This window comes from Paractinoplanes lichenicola (assembly GCF_016785085.1).
In the GTDB taxonomy this organism is placed as follows: domain Bacteria; phylum Actinomycetota; class Actinomycetes; order Mycobacteriales; family Micromonosporaceae; genus Actinoplanes; species Actinoplanes lichenicola.
The window spans coordinates 44,491-58,744 of record NZ_JAENHO010000017.1 but is presented as its reverse complement, the minus strand read 5'-3'; the positions used below and the strand labels follow the sequence as shown (position 1 = coordinate 58,744).

General features: G+C 71.1%; 14 protein-coding genes. 3 read left to right on the top strand and 11 right to left on the bottom strand.

Features of this window, described 5'->3' with window-relative positions; all coding sequences use genetic code 11:
- Window positions 1-6: 6 nt before the first annotated feature.
- The 6 genes from JKJ07_RS43015 to JKJ07_RS42990 all read right to left on the bottom strand — a co-directional run bounded on the left by JKJ07_RS43015 (window position 7) and on the right by JKJ07_RS42990 (window position 5,019).
- Window positions 7-642 carry a class I SAM-dependent methyltransferase gene (locus tag JKJ07_RS43015; protein ID WP_202997801.1) on the bottom strand — a complete coding sequence of 212 codons (636 nt, stop codon included), beginning with the start codon at window positions 640-642 and terminating at the stop codon, window positions 7-9.
- Between the two features lie 4 nt (window positions 643-646).
- Window positions 647-1,696 (bottom strand): alpha/beta fold hydrolase, encoded by a 1,050-nt coding sequence (locus tag JKJ07_RS50715; protein ID WP_307834718.1) that lies wholly within the window; start codon window positions 1,694-1,696, stop codon window positions 647-649.
- A gap of 64 nt (window positions 1,697-1,760) precedes the next feature.
- Window positions 1,761-2,693, bottom strand: coding sequence for an ABC transporter substrate-binding protein (locus JKJ07_RS43005; RefSeq protein ID WP_202997800.1), 933 nt, complete (start codon window positions 2,691-2,693; stop codon window positions 1,761-1,763).
- Window positions 2,694-2,705: 12 nt separating this feature from the next.
- Window positions 2,706-3,362 carry an ABC transporter permease gene (locus JKJ07_RS43000; protein WP_202997799.1) on the bottom strand — a complete coding sequence of 219 codons (657 nt, stop codon included), beginning with the start codon at window positions 3,360-3,362 and terminating at the stop codon, window positions 2,706-2,708.
- On the bottom strand, window positions 3,359-4,009 hold the full coding sequence (locus tag JKJ07_RS42995) for an ABC transporter permease (protein WP_202997798.1): 651 nt from the start codon (window positions 4,007-4,009) through the stop codon (window positions 3,359-3,361). The genes JKJ07_RS43000 and JKJ07_RS42995 overlap by 4 nt, the downstream gene beginning before the upstream one ends.
- Window positions 4,006-5,019, bottom strand: a complete 1,014-nt coding sequence (locus JKJ07_RS42990) for an ABC transporter ATP-binding protein (protein WP_202997797.1) — start codon at window positions 5,017-5,019, stop codon at window positions 4,006-4,008. Before JKJ07_RS42990 ends, JKJ07_RS42995 begins: the two co-directional genes overlap by 4 nt.
- Window positions 5,020-5,138: 119 nt before the next feature.
- On the opposite strand from JKJ07_RS42990, the gene JKJ07_RS42985 reads away from it, so the two are divergent.
- The gene (locus JKJ07_RS42985) at window positions 5,139-6,587 is read left to right on the top strand and encodes an aromatic amino acid lyase (protein ID WP_202997796.1); all 1,449 of its coding nucleotides are present in this window, start codon (window positions 5,139-5,141) and stop codon (window positions 6,585-6,587) included.
- Window positions 6,588-6,602: 15 nt separating this feature from the next.
- Here the strand turns inward: JKJ07_RS42985 and JKJ07_RS42980 are convergent, their stop codons facing one another.
- From JKJ07_RS42980 to JKJ07_RS42970, 3 genes are all read right to left on the bottom strand, one after another.
- Complete coding sequence (locus tag JKJ07_RS42980; RefSeq protein WP_202997795.1) at window positions 6,603-7,133, bottom strand: cysteine dioxygenase; 531 nt, start codon at window positions 7,131-7,133, stop codon at window positions 6,603-6,605.
- Window positions 7,130-8,008, bottom strand: a complete 879-nt coding sequence (locus JKJ07_RS42975; protein ID WP_202997794.1) for an amidohydrolase family protein — start codon at window positions 8,006-8,008, stop codon at window positions 7,130-7,132. Before JKJ07_RS42975 ends, JKJ07_RS42980 begins: the two co-directional genes overlap by 4 nt.
- A gap of 345 nt (window positions 8,009-8,353) precedes the next feature.
- Window positions 8,354-9,448 carry an FAD-dependent oxidoreductase gene (locus JKJ07_RS42970; RefSeq protein ID WP_202997793.1) on the bottom strand — a complete coding sequence of 365 codons (1,095 nt, stop codon included), beginning with the start codon at window positions 9,446-9,448 and terminating at the stop codon, window positions 8,354-8,356.
- A gap of 30 nt (window positions 9,449-9,478) precedes the next feature.
- Here JKJ07_RS42970 and JKJ07_RS42965 point away from each other — a divergent pair, with 30 nt between their 5' ends.
- Together JKJ07_RS42965 and JKJ07_RS42960 are read left to right on the top strand one after the other, a co-directional pair.
- Complete coding sequence (locus JKJ07_RS42965; protein WP_236030919.1) at window positions 9,479-10,228, top strand: TetR/AcrR family transcriptional regulator C-terminal domain-containing protein; 750 nt, start codon at window positions 9,479-9,481, stop codon at window positions 10,226-10,228.
- A gap of 239 nt (window positions 10,229-10,467) precedes the next feature.
- Complete coding sequence (locus JKJ07_RS42960) at window positions 10,468-11,448, top strand: LacI family DNA-binding transcriptional regulator (RefSeq protein WP_202997792.1); 981 nt, start codon at window positions 10,468-10,470, stop codon at window positions 11,446-11,448.
- On the opposite strand, the gene JKJ07_RS50710 is transcribed toward JKJ07_RS42960, so the two are convergent.
- Entirely contained in the window at window positions 11,445-13,190 is a 1,746-nt protein-coding gene (locus JKJ07_RS50710; protein ID WP_236030917.1) for an aromatic amino acid lyase, read from the bottom strand. The two genes, JKJ07_RS42960 and JKJ07_RS50710, sit on opposite strands and share 4 nt — an antisense overlap.
- Complete coding sequence (locus tag JKJ07_RS42950; protein ID WP_202997791.1) at window positions 13,187-14,209, bottom strand: ornithine cyclodeaminase family protein; 1,023 nt, start codon at window positions 14,207-14,209, stop codon at window positions 13,187-13,189. Before JKJ07_RS42950 ends, JKJ07_RS50710 begins: the two co-directional genes overlap by 4 nt.
- Window positions 14,210-14,254: the final 45 nt, after the last annotated feature.

The following is a 14,254-nucleotide window of genomic DNA, read 5'->3' as shown; positions in this document are numbered from 1 at the left end:
GGTGGCTCAGGCGTGGGCCGTGCCCGCGATCTGGGTGTTGAACGTGACGAAGGGGGAGTGGAGCCGATACGACTCCACCTCCACCTTCGTGAACCCGGCCGCCCGTACGAGGGTGGCCAGGTCGCGTTCGCACGAGCAGCCCTCGAAGGTCCACGCCCAGGGGCGGCGCAGCGCCCGCTGCAGGGCGCGGGTCGGCGTGCCGTCCCGGGCGGCCACGTGCTCCACGAACCGGAACGTGCCGCCCGGGCGCAGGATCCGGCGGACCTCGGCCAGCACTTGTGCGGGGTCGCTCACCGTGCACAGCACGAGCGACGAGATGACGGTGTCGGCGCTGTGCTCGGGCAGGCCGGTGTCCTCGGCCCGGCGGGCGCGCAGGTCGAGTTTCACCCCGCGGCGGTCGGCGGCCGCCCGCAACCGCCGGTGCATGGGCACATTGGGCTCGACGGCGACGAGGGTCGAGCCCGCCGGCAGATAACGCAGGTTCGCGCCGACCCCGGAGCCGAGCTCGACGACCGTACGGGGAAGGTTGTGGAAGAGACGGCGCTTGCGGTCGCGCACGTTGAACTCGATGTACGGGCCCATCACGCTGAAGAAGGCGGCGTTGAACGCCCCGCGCCCCCGGTGCACCTCGAAGTCGGACATGCCCTCATCGTGTCCGGCCGGGGGCGGGCGAGTCAGGCGGGGAAACACCCCACTGTGCGGTGAACCAGGCGGCGATCTGCGCGCGGGAGCGGAACCCGAGACGCTGCAGGATCCGCTCGACGTGCCCCTCGGCCGAGCGCTCGTCGATGCTCAGCCGGTGCGCGATCTCGCGGTTCGTGCAGCCCTGACTGATCAGTTCGGCCACCTCCCGCTGCCGGGCGGTCAGCCCCTCGGCGCGGCGGCGGGGGACGGGCAGGCCCAGGAACCGGCGGACGGTGCGCACCAGTTCGCCATGGTCACCCGCGTACGGGAGGTGGGATCGGCCGGGCAGGAGCGCCAGGTGGGAATGCTCGATGCCGGCCGAAAGTGCGCGAGCCTGCGCGACCGGTGCCGCCCGATCGCCGGTGCGGTGCACGATGAGCGTCGGTGCGCGAACCTGCGCGAGATGAGCACTGACGTCCAGCTCGTAGCTGAGTGCCAGCAGTGCGCGTGCGGTCGCGGCGCTCGAACACGCACGCTGATACCGAGCATGGCCGGCCCGGGTCGCGCGATCGGCGTCCGGCGCGAAGATGTCGGTCAGCACGTCCGACCCGAGCCCCCAGTGCGCCTCGATCAGGCCCAGGACGTTCTCCCGTACGGCGGGGGCCGACAGCTCGGACCCGCGAACCCACCCGCCGTAGAGCACGAGCCGCCGTACGGTGTCCGGGTGAGCGGCCGCCCACGCCGCCGCCACCGGCGCGCCCATGGACGTCCCCATCAGATCGAACGGCTCGTCCAGCGTCGCCGCCACCGCGCCCAGCTGTTCCAGCTCGAACTCGAGCGAGAACGGCCGCGTGGTCGCCGCCGACAACCCGCATCCCGCGCGGTCGTAGCGCACCAGGCGAACACCTTCGGCCAATTCCTCGTAGAACGTCCGCTCGGCCCCGGGCTCCCAGCTCAGCTCCAGATGCGTGAGCCAGCCCATGACGTACACGAGTGGCCGCCCGGCCCCCGCCGACGCACAGGCCACCGAGGTGCCGTCGGCCAGCGTCACCTGCCCGAGCCGCTGCCGCACCCGGCGATTGTCGCAAAGAGAACGCCGCCCCGGGCAGTCCCGGGGCGGCGTCGATGATGCAGGGTCAGACGAGACCGTTCTCGGTCAGCCAGCCCTTGGCCACCGCGGGGGTGTCCTGCTTGTCGACCTGAACCTTGGCCAGCGTGGTGGTCAGGTTCTCGGTGGTCAGCTTGGCCGAGACCGCGTTCAGGGTCTCGGTGACGGTCGGGTTGTTCGCCGTCGAGCGGATCAGCGGGATGATGTTCTCGGCCAGGTACAGGTTCTTCGTGTCCTCGAGCACGACGAACTTGTTGACCGCGATCGAGGAGTCGGTGCTGAAGATGTTGCCGACCTGGATCTGACCCTTGACCAGGGCGTTCACCGTCAGCGGGCCACCGGCGTCGAGCGGCTTGAACTCCTTGAACTCGATGCCGTAGAGCTCCTTGAGGCCCTTGAGGCCCTGGTAGCGCTCCTGCCACTCGGGGCCGGCGCCGATCGTGAGGTCCTTGGCCACCGGCTTCAGGTCGTCGATCGTCTTGAGGCTGTACTTGCTCGCCGTCTCCGAGGTGACCGTGAGCGTGTCCTTGTCCTCGGCGGGGGACTGCTCGAGCACCTCGGTGCCCGACGGCAGCACCTTCTTGAGCGCGCCCAACACGTCCTCGGGCTTGCTGACGCCCTCGGGCGCGCCACCGGAGGACAGCGCCGCCAGCAGGGCGCCGTTGTACTCGGGGAGCAGGTCGATCGAGCCGTCCTGCAGTGCCTTGAGGTAGAGCTCGCGGGCGCCGATGTTGAACTGCCGCTTGACGGTGACGCCCTTGGCCTCGAGCGACTGGGCGTAGATCTCGGCCAGCAGCTCGCTCTCGGCGAAGTTGGCCGAGCCGATCGTGATGGTGCCCGGCGCCGAGCTGGCCCCGGTGTTGTCGTCGGCCAGCGGGTCGTCGCCCGAGCCGCACGCGGTCAGCGCCACGGCCATGGCGACGGCGGTGCCCACCGCACTGAGTCGCTTAATGAGTTTCATGGAACGGACCTTTCACTTGGATGCCCGAAGACCGGGCGAGACGATCCAGCGCTGGGCGAACGCCAGCACCAGGTCGAGCAGAACGGCCAGCACCGCGACGACAATGGCGCCGGCCAGCACTCGGGAGTAGTCGTTGACGGCCAGGCCGTCGATCAGCAGGCGGCCCAGCCCGCCCAGGCCGACCGCGGCGGCCACGGTGGCGGTGGCCACCACCTGCAGGGCGGCGCTGCGGAAACCGCTCATCAGCACGGGCAGCGCCATCGGCAGCTCCACCCGGAACAGCACCTGCATCGGGCGCATGCCGACACCCCGCGCGGCGTCCACCACGCCGGGGTCGAGGGTCCGCAGACCCGCGTACGCGGAAGTCAGGATCGGCGGAATGACCAGAACTGTCAGCGCGATCAGCACCGGGAGCAGGCCCAGGCCGAGCAAAGTGACCATCAGCATGAGCAGGCCGAGCGTCGGCAGCGAACGGCCGGCGTTGCCCGCGTTGATGGCGATGAACGAGCCCCGGCCGGTGTGCCCGATGTAGAGGCCCACGGGCAGCGCGATGACCGTGCCCAGCGCCAGCGCGAGCAGCACGTACCACAGGTGGGAGACGATCAGCTGCGGGATGCTGCCCGAGGCGAAGTCCCAGTGGGCGCCGTCGAAGAGGTAGTCGAGATTCACGCCCGGCTCCTCTGCACGCGGGTCCACGGCGTGACCGCCCGCTGGATCAGCACGATGATCAGGTCGGCGATGCCGGCCAGCAGCACCGACAGGATGATGCCGACCAGGATCGGCTCGATGTAGAACAGCTGGAAGCCCCGGGTGAACAGCTGGCCGAGGCCGCCGATGCCGATCAGGGCGCCCACGCTGACCAGGCTGATGTTGGACACCGTGGCGACCCGCAGGCCGGCCAGGATGACCGGCAGCGCGACCGGCAGCTCGACGTCGAAGAGCCGCCGCAGCCGCCGATAGCCCATCGCGGTGGCCGACTCGGTGACCAGCCGGTCGACGGAGCGAAGACCATCGGCGACCGTACGGGCCATGAGCGCGACGGTGTAGATGGTGAGCGCGACCACGATGTTGAGCGGCGACAAGATCTTGGTGCCCAGGATCACCGGCAGGAACACGAACAGCGCGAGCGACGGGATCGAGTAGAGCACGCCGGCCACGTTGATCAGCGGGTGGTAGAGCCACGGGAACCGGACGCCGAGATAGCCGATCGGCAGCGCGATGAGGAAGCCGAGCAGCACCGGGATCAGCGCGAGCGTGATGTGCTGACGCAGCGCGGCCAGCACCGTCTCGGAGTTGTTGGACAGATAAGTGATCATGAAGCCCGCCGCGCCGCCAGATAGTCGGCGAGGTCGTGATGACGTACGACGCCGTCGGCCTTGCCCTCCTCGTTCACCCGCACGGCGATGCCGACCGGGGAGCTGATCGCGAGGTCGGTCACCAGGCGCAGCGAATCGGCCGCGGTGAACGTGCCGCCGGTCGGCAGCACCTGGCCCGACTCCATGAGCCAGCCCGTCGGGCGCCCGGCCTCGTCGAGCGCGAGGGTGCCCGGCAGATCGGCGACCGGCAGCGCGGCCGCGGAGTCGAAGGACAGGCTGCGGATGCCGCGGTCACGACCGACGAACTCGGCCACGAACTCGTCGGCGGGCGCGGTCAGCAGCTCCTGCGGGGTGCCGACCTGGGCCAGCTTGCCGCCCTGGCGGAAGATCGCGACGACGTCGCCGAGCTTGATGGCCTCGTCGATGTCGTGGGTCACCATGGCGATCGTCTTGCCCAGATCCTGCTGCAGGCGCAGGAACTCGCGGTGCAGGCCCTCGCGGACGACCGGGTCGACCGCGCTGAACGGCTCGTCCATCAGCATGATGGGCGGGTCGGCGGCCAGGGCGCGGGCCACGCCGACGCGCTGCTGCTGACCGCCCGAGAGCTGCGCCGGGTAGCGCTTGGCGAACTCGGCCGACAGGCCGACCCGCTCGAGCAGGCTGAGGGCGGCGGTGCGGGCCTCGCGGCGGGTCTTGCCCAGCAGCACCGGCACGGTGGCCACGTTGTCGAGCACCGTGCGGTGCGGGAACAGCCCGGCGCTCTGGATCACGTAGCCGATGCCCCGCCGCAGCAGGGCCTCGTCCTGACCGGCGATGTCCTTGCCGTCGATCAGCACGCGGCCCGATGTGGGGCTGATCATACGGTTGATCATGCGGAGCGAGGTGGTCTTGCCGCAGCCGGACGGCCCGACCAGGACCGTCATCTTCCCGGTGGGCAGTTCGAGCGACACGTGGTCGACCGCGGTGCTGCCGCCGGGATAGACCTTCACGACGTCGTCGAATGTGATCATGGCACTCCTGCGGCAACAGATTTATGAATACGGCTATTCATACTTCAGGTGTAGTGAATAGAATGTCAACGGCCTCGGGGCGGCCTTTACGGTCTGGTAACACTGGTGATGGTGGCGCTATGCAGGCAGAACGGCTCGACGGGGCGAACCTGACGATCGGTGGTCTCGTGGCCATCGCTTCCGGTCGAAGTGGGGTCGAGGTGGAGTCGGCGGCCCTGCGTCGGGTCGGGGAAAGTAACGCGCTGCTGCAGCACGCCCGGGCGCATGGCGCAGTCTACGGGGCCAACACCGGGGTCGGCGCCAACAGGCACGAGCGCGCCGACGACGAGGAGCGCGGGCTGCGCCTGTTGCGGAGTCACTGCGCGGCCGTCGGGCCGGTCGAGGACGACATGACGGCGCGCGCGGTCATGACCGTACGGCTCAATCAGATCCTCGCCGGCGGCTCCGGCATCTCACCGCGCGTGGCGGAGGCGCTGGCCGAGGCGCTGCACGACGGGGCCGTCCCGACGATCCACTCGTGGGGCGCCATCGGCACGGCCGACCTGGCCGCCCTGGCCGAGCTCGGCCTCACCCTGGCCGGCGAGCGGCCCTGGCAGAACGGCAAGGGGCCGACCACCACGATCGACGCCACCGACGCGCTGCCGCTGATCAGCTCGAGCGCGCTCACGGTGGCCACGGCCGCGCTCGCGCTGCAACGCATGCAGAGCCAGCTGCGCGCGTCGGTGGTCGTGGCGGCGCTGAGCTTCCTCGCGCTGCGGGGCAACCCGGAGGCGTACGACGTCGCGGTCCATCGCAATCGTGCGCACCCCGGCCAGGTCGAGGTCGCGCGGCTGATGAGCCGGCTGGTGGCGGGGGCGGCGGCGCCGGTGCGCATCCAGGACCCGTTCGGCCTGCGGGTGCTGCCGCAGGTGTCGGCCCCGGCCATCCACGCCGCCCGCATCCTCGACGACGTGCTGACCGAGGAGGTCAACGCGGCCGTCGAAAACCCGCTGGTCACGCCCGAAGGTGTGTTGCATCACGGCCAGTTTCACACGGCGACGCTGGCCTCCAGCCTCGACGCCGCCCGCGGGGCGTTCCTGCCGGTGCTGTCGCTCTCGACCGCGCGGCTCGGCCTGCTCATGCGGCCCGACCTGACCGGCCTGCGGGCGTTCCTGGCGGCCGGCCCGGTGGGCAGCTCGGGCCTGATGATCAGCGAATACGTCGTGCAGGACGTGCTCACCCAGATCCGTGTCGGCATGACCCCGACCGCGGCCGGCACGCTGAGCATCTCGCTCGGGCTGGAGGAGCACGCCAGCTTCGCCACCCAGGGCGCGCGGGCGCTGCGCACGATGACCCGGCTCGCCCCGACGCTGCTGGCCGCCGAGCTGGTGGCGGCCGTGCGCGCGCTGCGGATGGCGCCCGGGCGGCTCATCGTGGGGCCGCTGCGGGACGCCTTCCAGATGGCCGACGAGGCGCTGGATCCGTCCGAGGACGACCGGCCGCTCGGCATCGACCTCGAGCGGGGCGCCGACCTGTTGCCGCAGCTCGGCGCGGTGCTCGACTACTCGTCGATGGGCCTCAGCGCGTAAGCGCCGGGCCGCCGCCTACCCGTCGATGGGCCTCAGCTCGTCCGCGTAACTGACTGCCCGGCGCCGCAGGACGCCGGCCGGGCTGATCGAATATTGGCCCATACGCCACAGCGGCGGCGAATACGCATGAATGGACACCGAGCCGTCGACCGCGCCGCCCATCCGGTGGATGTGGTCGGGCCCGAACGCGAACGCCCGCCCCGCCTCCACGACCCGGGTCACCGGCTCGCCGCCCATCCGCGGGGTGGCCTCAGTGACCGCGCCCCGGGTCACGGCGACCGCGCCCGAGCTCGTGTCGTGGTCGTGCCAGCCGGTGTCGTCGGCGACGTTCCAGCAGAGCACCCAGACGTCCACGTCGCTGTCGCGGTAGAGCGACGCGTAATGCCGGCTGCCCGTGTCGTGCTTGACCAGGTGCTCCCACATCTGCGGCTGGGCGGCCAGCTCGGCCACCCAGCTTTTGAGCTCTTGCAGATCGAGAACCCGACCGGGTCCGTGAACCTGTCCGGCTTCGGTGACCCTACCGGTCAGGGCCGGCAGAACAGTCATCGCGCTTCTCCTGTCAGGAAGTGATGCGGGTTGGCGGTGAACAGGGCGTGCGTGAAGGCCGCGCCCAGATTCGGGTCGGTGGCCTCCGCGTACGGGCGGTCCGAGCCGGAGACGATCGGGTCGACGCCGACCACGCGGACCAGGGCGTCGATGGCCCGGGTGCCGTACGAGGAGGTCTCGTAGAAGACGTTGGCGTTGAGCGCGCCCAGCCGGCCCCCGCGCGCGGTCAGGCGCTCATGGTGCAGCGGGGCCAGCCCGGCCAGCGCGACGAAACCGATGCGCACGTCGGGTAGACCGGCCACGTGCCACGCGAGCCAGGCCTGGTGCATTTGCGACACGTACGGCACCAGGGCCGGCCACCACGCGGGCAGGCCCGGATCGCACGCCGGTGCGGGGCCGGGGTGCACGAGCACGGGCTTGTTCGCTTTGCGCGCCTCGTCGAGCAGCGGGCCGACGTGCTCGATGCCCTGCGGGTCGGCGAGAGCGGTGGCGGGGAGTTGCAGGCCGGCGACGCGCTCCTCGCGGAGGACCTTGGCCAGCCCGTCCGGGTCGGGCTCGGTCACCCCGGCGGCGGCCCAGACGTGGAAGGGGCCGCCCAGTTCGAGCGCGCTTTCGTGCCAGATGCCGATCAGCTCGGCGCCGTCGTGGGCGGGCAGGTGCTCGATGCCGAGCGGGCTGGAGAGCGAGACCAGGACGCGGTCGGCGCGCTCGCTGGTGCGGCGATGCTCGACGTCGTGCGCGAGCGGATCGACCTCGTACGGGTTCTCGCCCGGCAGATGCAACGTCCAGCCCCGCATGAACGGAAACGCCTGACGGCGGCGCAGCGCCTCAACCAGCCGGGCGGGCCACAGGTGCTGATGGCAGTCGATCAGCATCGTGTCTCCTCGTCAGGTGGGTGAAGCGCTTCACTCACATGAGAAGTGAAGCGCTTCCCTGTCGAAAAGGCAATGTGTTCTCAGGCACCGGAATTACGTGACTCCGGCTCCCGGCCCTGGCCCGGACTGGCCTCGGGTTTCCGCCCCCGCCCCTGCCCCCGCCCCAGACCCGGGCCCCGGCCCCAGTCCTAGCCCCAGCCCCGGCCCTAGCCCCGTCCCAGCCCCGTCCGAGCCCCGGCCCCAGCCCACCCCCAGCCCCAGCCCAACCCCAGCCCCAGCCCGGCCCCGGCCCCGGCCCCGGCCCAGCCCACCCCCAGCCCCAGCCCCAGCCCCGGCTCCGGTCTTCTACCTCGTCGGTGCGAAGAAGTGGACGATCTCGTCGGCCGCGGTGGGGGAGAGCATCATCGCCTGGACTCGTGCGGACATGGCGGCGATCGGGCCGATGCGGGCGAACATCGCTTCCTCGTACGTCTTGATGGCCGAACCGGGGTCGGTGGCGAACGCGGCGGCCAGCTCGGCCCCGTCGAGCATGGCCTGGTTGGCGCCCTCGCCGACCGGCGGCATGAGGTGCGCGGCGTCGCCGACGAGGGTCAGGCCGGGCCGGTGGGCCCAGCGTGTGCCGGCGGGCATCGCCTCGATTCGCCGTACGACCGGGGGCCCGTCGGCGGCCTCGATGAGCGCGGTGAGGCCGGGAGCCCACCCGTCGAACTGCTCGAGCAGTGCGCGTTTGCTGCCGTAACTGTGCAGATGGCGTTCGTCGGCGCGCAGAGTGACGCCGACCCGGAGGTCGCCGCTGCCCTGGTGTTGCGCGGCCAGAATCCGGTTCGCGCCGACGCACCACAGGTTGCCGGGACCGACCAGAGCGGCCAGCTCCGGATGGCGCCGGTCGGCGTCGTGGGCGGTCAGCTCGGCCAGGACGGCCACGGCGGACAGGGGTGCGTCGGTCAGCAGCGGCCGGACGACCGAGCGGGCCCCGTCGGCGCCGACGAGGACGTCGCAGTCCGCGCCGCGGCCGTCGTCGAACGTCAATCGGAAACCGCCGCCGAGCCGGGGCGTCGCCTCGACGATCCGGTGCCGCCAGGCCACCGCGTTGCCGGGGAGCGAGTCGAGCAGGATGTCGCGCAATACGCCGCGGTCGATCTCGGGCCGCCCGGAGAAGTCGCCGGGCTCGGGCCGATGGTGCACGAGGATGCGCCCGGCGGGGTCGAGGATGCGGTGCTCCTCGCCCTCGGGTCGCGCCTCGGCCCGGAACCGATCGGTGAGCCCGGCCTTTTCGAGGGCGTGCTGGCCCGACTCCGGGTGCAGGTCGAGCAAGCCGCCCTGGGTGCGCGCGAACCGGTCGGCCTCGCGCTCGTACACCACCGCGTCGATGTCATGCCGCCGCAGGATCCGGGCCAAGGTCAGGCCGCCGAGACCACCACCGGCGATCGCGATACGCATAGTCGAGTTCCTTGCCGTACGCTGTACCTCATGGATACGCCGTACGGTAGCGCGCCTTCGCCCGTCTGGGAACGCCCCGAACCCCAGCCACGCGCGGCGCCGGTCCCCCTGAGCCGCGCGAAGATCGCCGCCACGGCCGTCCACCTGGCCGACTCGCAGGGCCTCGACGGCCTGTCCATCCGCAAGATCGCCAAGGAGCTCGGCGTCGGGCCGATGCGCCTGTACGACTACGTGACCAACCGCTCGGAACTGCTCGATTTGATGGTCGATGCCGTGTACGCCGAGATCGCCGAGGCTGCCCCGCAGTCAGAGTGGCGGGCCGCCGTGCTGGCCGTCGTGCACCGCACCCGTGCGGCCGCGCTCGACCATGAATGGTTCGCCGACCTGCTCGGCGCCCGCCCCCACCTGGGTCCGCACGCGCTCGCCGTGGGGGAGTCGACCGCGGCCGCCCTCAGCCAGGCCCCCGGCCTGCACGACGTGGACGCACTGCAGCGGGCCCTGGGCGTCCTGAACGCGTTCCTGGTCGGGGCACTGCGCGCCGAGATCACCGAGCGGCAGGTCGCCCGAGCCACCGGCACCGACGAGTCCGAGTGGCAAAGCGCCCTCGGCCCCTACCTGACCCGCATGCTCGAAACGGGCCGCTACCCCACCGTGTCCCGCCTCGTCCACGACGGCGCCCACCTCGACGCCGCCGAGACGTTCCACCACAACCTGACAACCATTCTCGACGGCATCACCACTACCTCGCCAAGAGAGAACCCAAATCTCCCGCCCGGTTGATCTACCTGCTCGGCGGAGCGCCCCGCGCGGATCGTGGCGCCCAACCGGTCCGGCGTGCGCGGGGTGCGGTTATGGGGCGCGCGGCCGCCCTCAACCGAGCCGACGTGACCCAAGGGCCGGTCGGGCGTGCGCGGGGTGCGGGTTGTGGGGCGCCGCCGGTCGTGGGGCGCGGCCGGTCCGCCGCCATCCTCAGCGGCGGCGGGGCCGTGGAGGCGGAAGGGCAGTGTTACATTCGGCCGATGTCACGGCAGCAGGGGCGGCGGACCCTGCAGGATCTTGCCACCGCCGCGGGGCTCTCGCTGGCCGCGACCTCGTACGCGTTGCGCGGCATCCGGGGCTCACCGGCCACCATCGACCGCGTTCGGCAGCTCGCCGACGAGATGGGCTACACCGTCGACCCGATCGCGCGGGCGCTGGCCAGTGGGCGTACGGGGTGGATCGGGGTCTCCGGCTCGCTGCGCGATCTCTGGCAGCAGGACTTTTCGGTGCTGCTCACCCGGGCCCTGCGCGGCAAGGGGCGGTTCGCCACGATCGCGGACGCGGACGCCGACCCGGAGCTCGAGCGCCGCATCGTCGAGCAGTTCGTCGCCCAGCGCGTGGATGGCGCGCTCGTCTCGCCGGTCGACCCCACCGCGGCCTACTGGCGACTGCTCGGCGCCGAGGTCACGGTCGTGTCCATCGGGGATGCGCTGACCGCCCGGCCCGGCTCGGGCAGCGTGCTGTTCGACAACGCGTACGGGGTCCGCACGGCCCTCGCCCACCTGGTCGAGCTGGGTCATCGGCGCATCGGGCTGCTCGCGCCCGCGCTGCCGTCGACGCCCGGCCGCCCGGCCCAGCTGCTCGCGCCCGAGATCGCCGAGGCGCTCGGCGTCGACCTGGTCGCCATCTCGGCCCCCGCCGCTACCAGCGAGGCCGTCGAGATCGTGGCCGACCTGCTGGCCGGCTCGGGCCGCCCGACCGGCGTGTTCTGCCTCAGCGACTCGCTGGCGTTCGCCGTCTACCGGGCCGCCCGCGACGAGGGCCTGCGCATCCCCGAGGATCTGTCCGTCATCGGCTACGACGACCACCAGCTCGCCGTCCTGGTCGAGCCGGGCCTGACCACGATGGCCTGGGACGAGGACGCCATCGTCGAGGCGGCGATCAACCAGCTGGAGACGCCCGGGGGAGTGCCGCTGTTCCGGCCGGAACTGATCGTTCGCGGTTCCACCTGCGCGATCTAGCGTTCGGCCAGCCTGCCGACGATCGTGTCGATGTCTCGCCCCCAGGGCCGGTCGGCTGTGCCCGGCGGCAGCAGGGCGTCGAACTCGGGCAGCGTCACCGGCCCGCCGAGCCGGCCCGCCTGAACGACCGCCAACAGCTCACAAGCGAGCACCTCGCGCAGCCCGGTGATCACCTCGTCGAGGCATTCCGCGGCCTCGAAGCCGAAGCTCTGCACATCCTCCTGCCCGAGCGACGTCTCGATCGCGCCGCTGAGCGCGGGGACCGCGAACCGCCGCAGTCGATGAGTGACGCCGACTGCGCGTTTATGCACGGTTGCCATGCCCGCGTGCAGCCCCGGGGATTCGGAAAGCTGCCGGTTGAGTCCGGTCAGGTTCGCATCGAGCAGCCGGTGCAGCCGGGCGGTGCCCAGCTCGGCCAGATGCACCAACGCGGTGGTCAACGCCGACACTGCCGCAACAAGGTCAGTCCCAGCAAACCCGAATGTGCCCACGAACTCGCCCTCGAGATGCGCGGGAGAGTCGGTGACCGCCTCAAGCGCACGATCAACAGCCGCCTCAAGCCCATCAACGGCCCGCAAGGCAACGGCCAGAGCCGGCGCAGTAACCCGGAACGACACAGGCGCCTGCAGGGCCCCGACTATATTCGCGCGCGACTCGCTCAATACTGTGCGTGGTTCGCTCACCTCGCCGTGCGGCTCGCTCGCGAACTCGCGCGGGCTGCTCGTTCGGCTTGGCGGTTCGCTCAGGTCGGGCGGGTCGCTCACTTGGCTGTGCGGTTCGCTCAGGTTGTGCGCGTCGGTCGCTTGGCTGCGTGGTTCGCTCAGGTTGTGCGCGTCGCTCACTTGGCTGTGCGGTTCGCTCAGGTTGTGCGCGTCGGTCGCTTGGCTGCGCGGTTCGCTCAGGTTGCGTGGGGCGCTCGCCTGGCTGCGCGGGTCGTTTATCTTGGCGCGCAGGTTGCGTATTTTGTCGAGGACTGCGCGTAGTTCGTCGCTGTCGGCGAGTGCTGCGTGCAGAGGGTCGTGGCTGGCGTGGATGACTTCGTGCGAGGCCGCCGTGGCCAGGATGACTTGGTCGGTGAGCGAACGGGTGGCTTCGGCGGCGAGCACCGCCAAGCCGGTCAACCCGGGCACGCCCTCCAGGAACGCGATGCCCTCCTTGGGGCCGAACGGGCGGGGCGCGAGGCCGGCCTTTGCGAGGGCGGTCGCCGCGTCGATGACGGTCGCGTCTTGTCCGATGGTGTTCGTGACCTGGCCGGTGCCGTTGAGGACCGCGCCCGCGTGGGCCAGGGGGATGATTTCGCCGGCTGCGCCGTTGCCGCGGGCCGGGATCGCGGGGATGACGTCGCTGTCGAGCAGGTCGATCAGGGCCTGGCACAGCGACGGTGACACACCGGCGGCCGGATGCAGGAATGTGCGCAGGCGGGCGGCGAGTAGTGCGCGAGCCTGTTCGGGGCGCAGCCAGGGAGCGGAACCGACCGAACGTCCGGTCATGAGCGTGTCCTGGTGGCGGGCCTGGGCGTCCGGGTCCAGCCGCAGGCCGGCAAGGGCGCCCATGCCGGTGTTCACGCCGTACACGGTCTTGCCTTCCAGGTCGTGCAATGTTGCGCGGCGGCCGGCGGCCAGGGCGTCCAGGAGCGCCGGAGCGAGCACTATGCGACAACGTCCGCGGGCCACCTCGGCGATTACTGCGCGGTTGAGGTCGGCCGGGTGCTCGATGGTGCGTACGGGCAGGGCCGGGGTCATCGGTAGCGCAGCATCGTGCCCGCGTCGGCCTCGGAGGCGCGGGTCAGGATGAGGTGGGCCAGGGCCACGTCGAGGATCGACAGGCCGCGGTGCCAGAACAGGATGCGTTCGTCGTCGCGTTCACGGCCTGGCTTCTGGCCGCTCACGATCTCGCCGATCTGCGCGTAAAGCGTCTGTTCGCTCAGCCGTCCGGTGTCCACATGTGCGCGCAACGCTCCGAACCGGCCGGACTGTGACTCGCGCCAGTCGTCGACGACCACCTTGTCCATCACGTCGAGCAGGTCGAGCTCCACCGCGCTGACGGTGCCGTAGGGGACGACGAACGCGCCCGGCTTGACCGCCGCCGTACGCAGCAGTGGGGTCGGCTTTTCCAGGCGGGACGCCTCGACCAGGATGTCGGCGCCGTCGAACGCCTCGTCGGCGGTGGCCACCGCGCGCACGGGAGTGCTCGTAACTGCGCGCAACTGCTCGGCGAAGGCCTCGCGCGACTCGGCGCGGCGGCTCGTCACCCGGATCTCCTCGAGCGGGAACAGGCTGTCGAGCATCGTGACGTTGGCGAACGCCGTGCCCCGCGCGCCCACATGGCCGAGAACCTTCGAGTCGGGCCGGGCCAGATGCTTCGCGCCGACCGCGGTCATGGCCCCCGTACGCACCTCGGTGATCCACGTGGCATCCATGATCGAGAGCGGGACGCCGGTGGTCGGGTCGTACACGTTCATCAGCGCGAGCTCGCTCGGCAGCCCCTTCTGGTAGTTCGGCACGAAGTCGCCGACCACCTTCACCCCGCTCAGCCCGCGCTCGCCGAGCGTGTCGACATGCCCGCGCAGCACGTTGAAGTGGCCGACCCCGCCATTGTTGGGCACCAGGTGCGTACGGGGCTCGAAAACGGTCTCACCGCGACCGTGAGCAGCGACGACGTTCTCCACCGCCGCGATCACGTCGGCCGGCGTGATGGCCAGGGCGTCGATGTCGGCGCCGTTGAGAAACCGGATCCAAAGCGCCGCTCCCGTGTGAATCATGTAATGCACCCTATAACCTTGGTGTTTCGAAGTATTCAGCTTGCG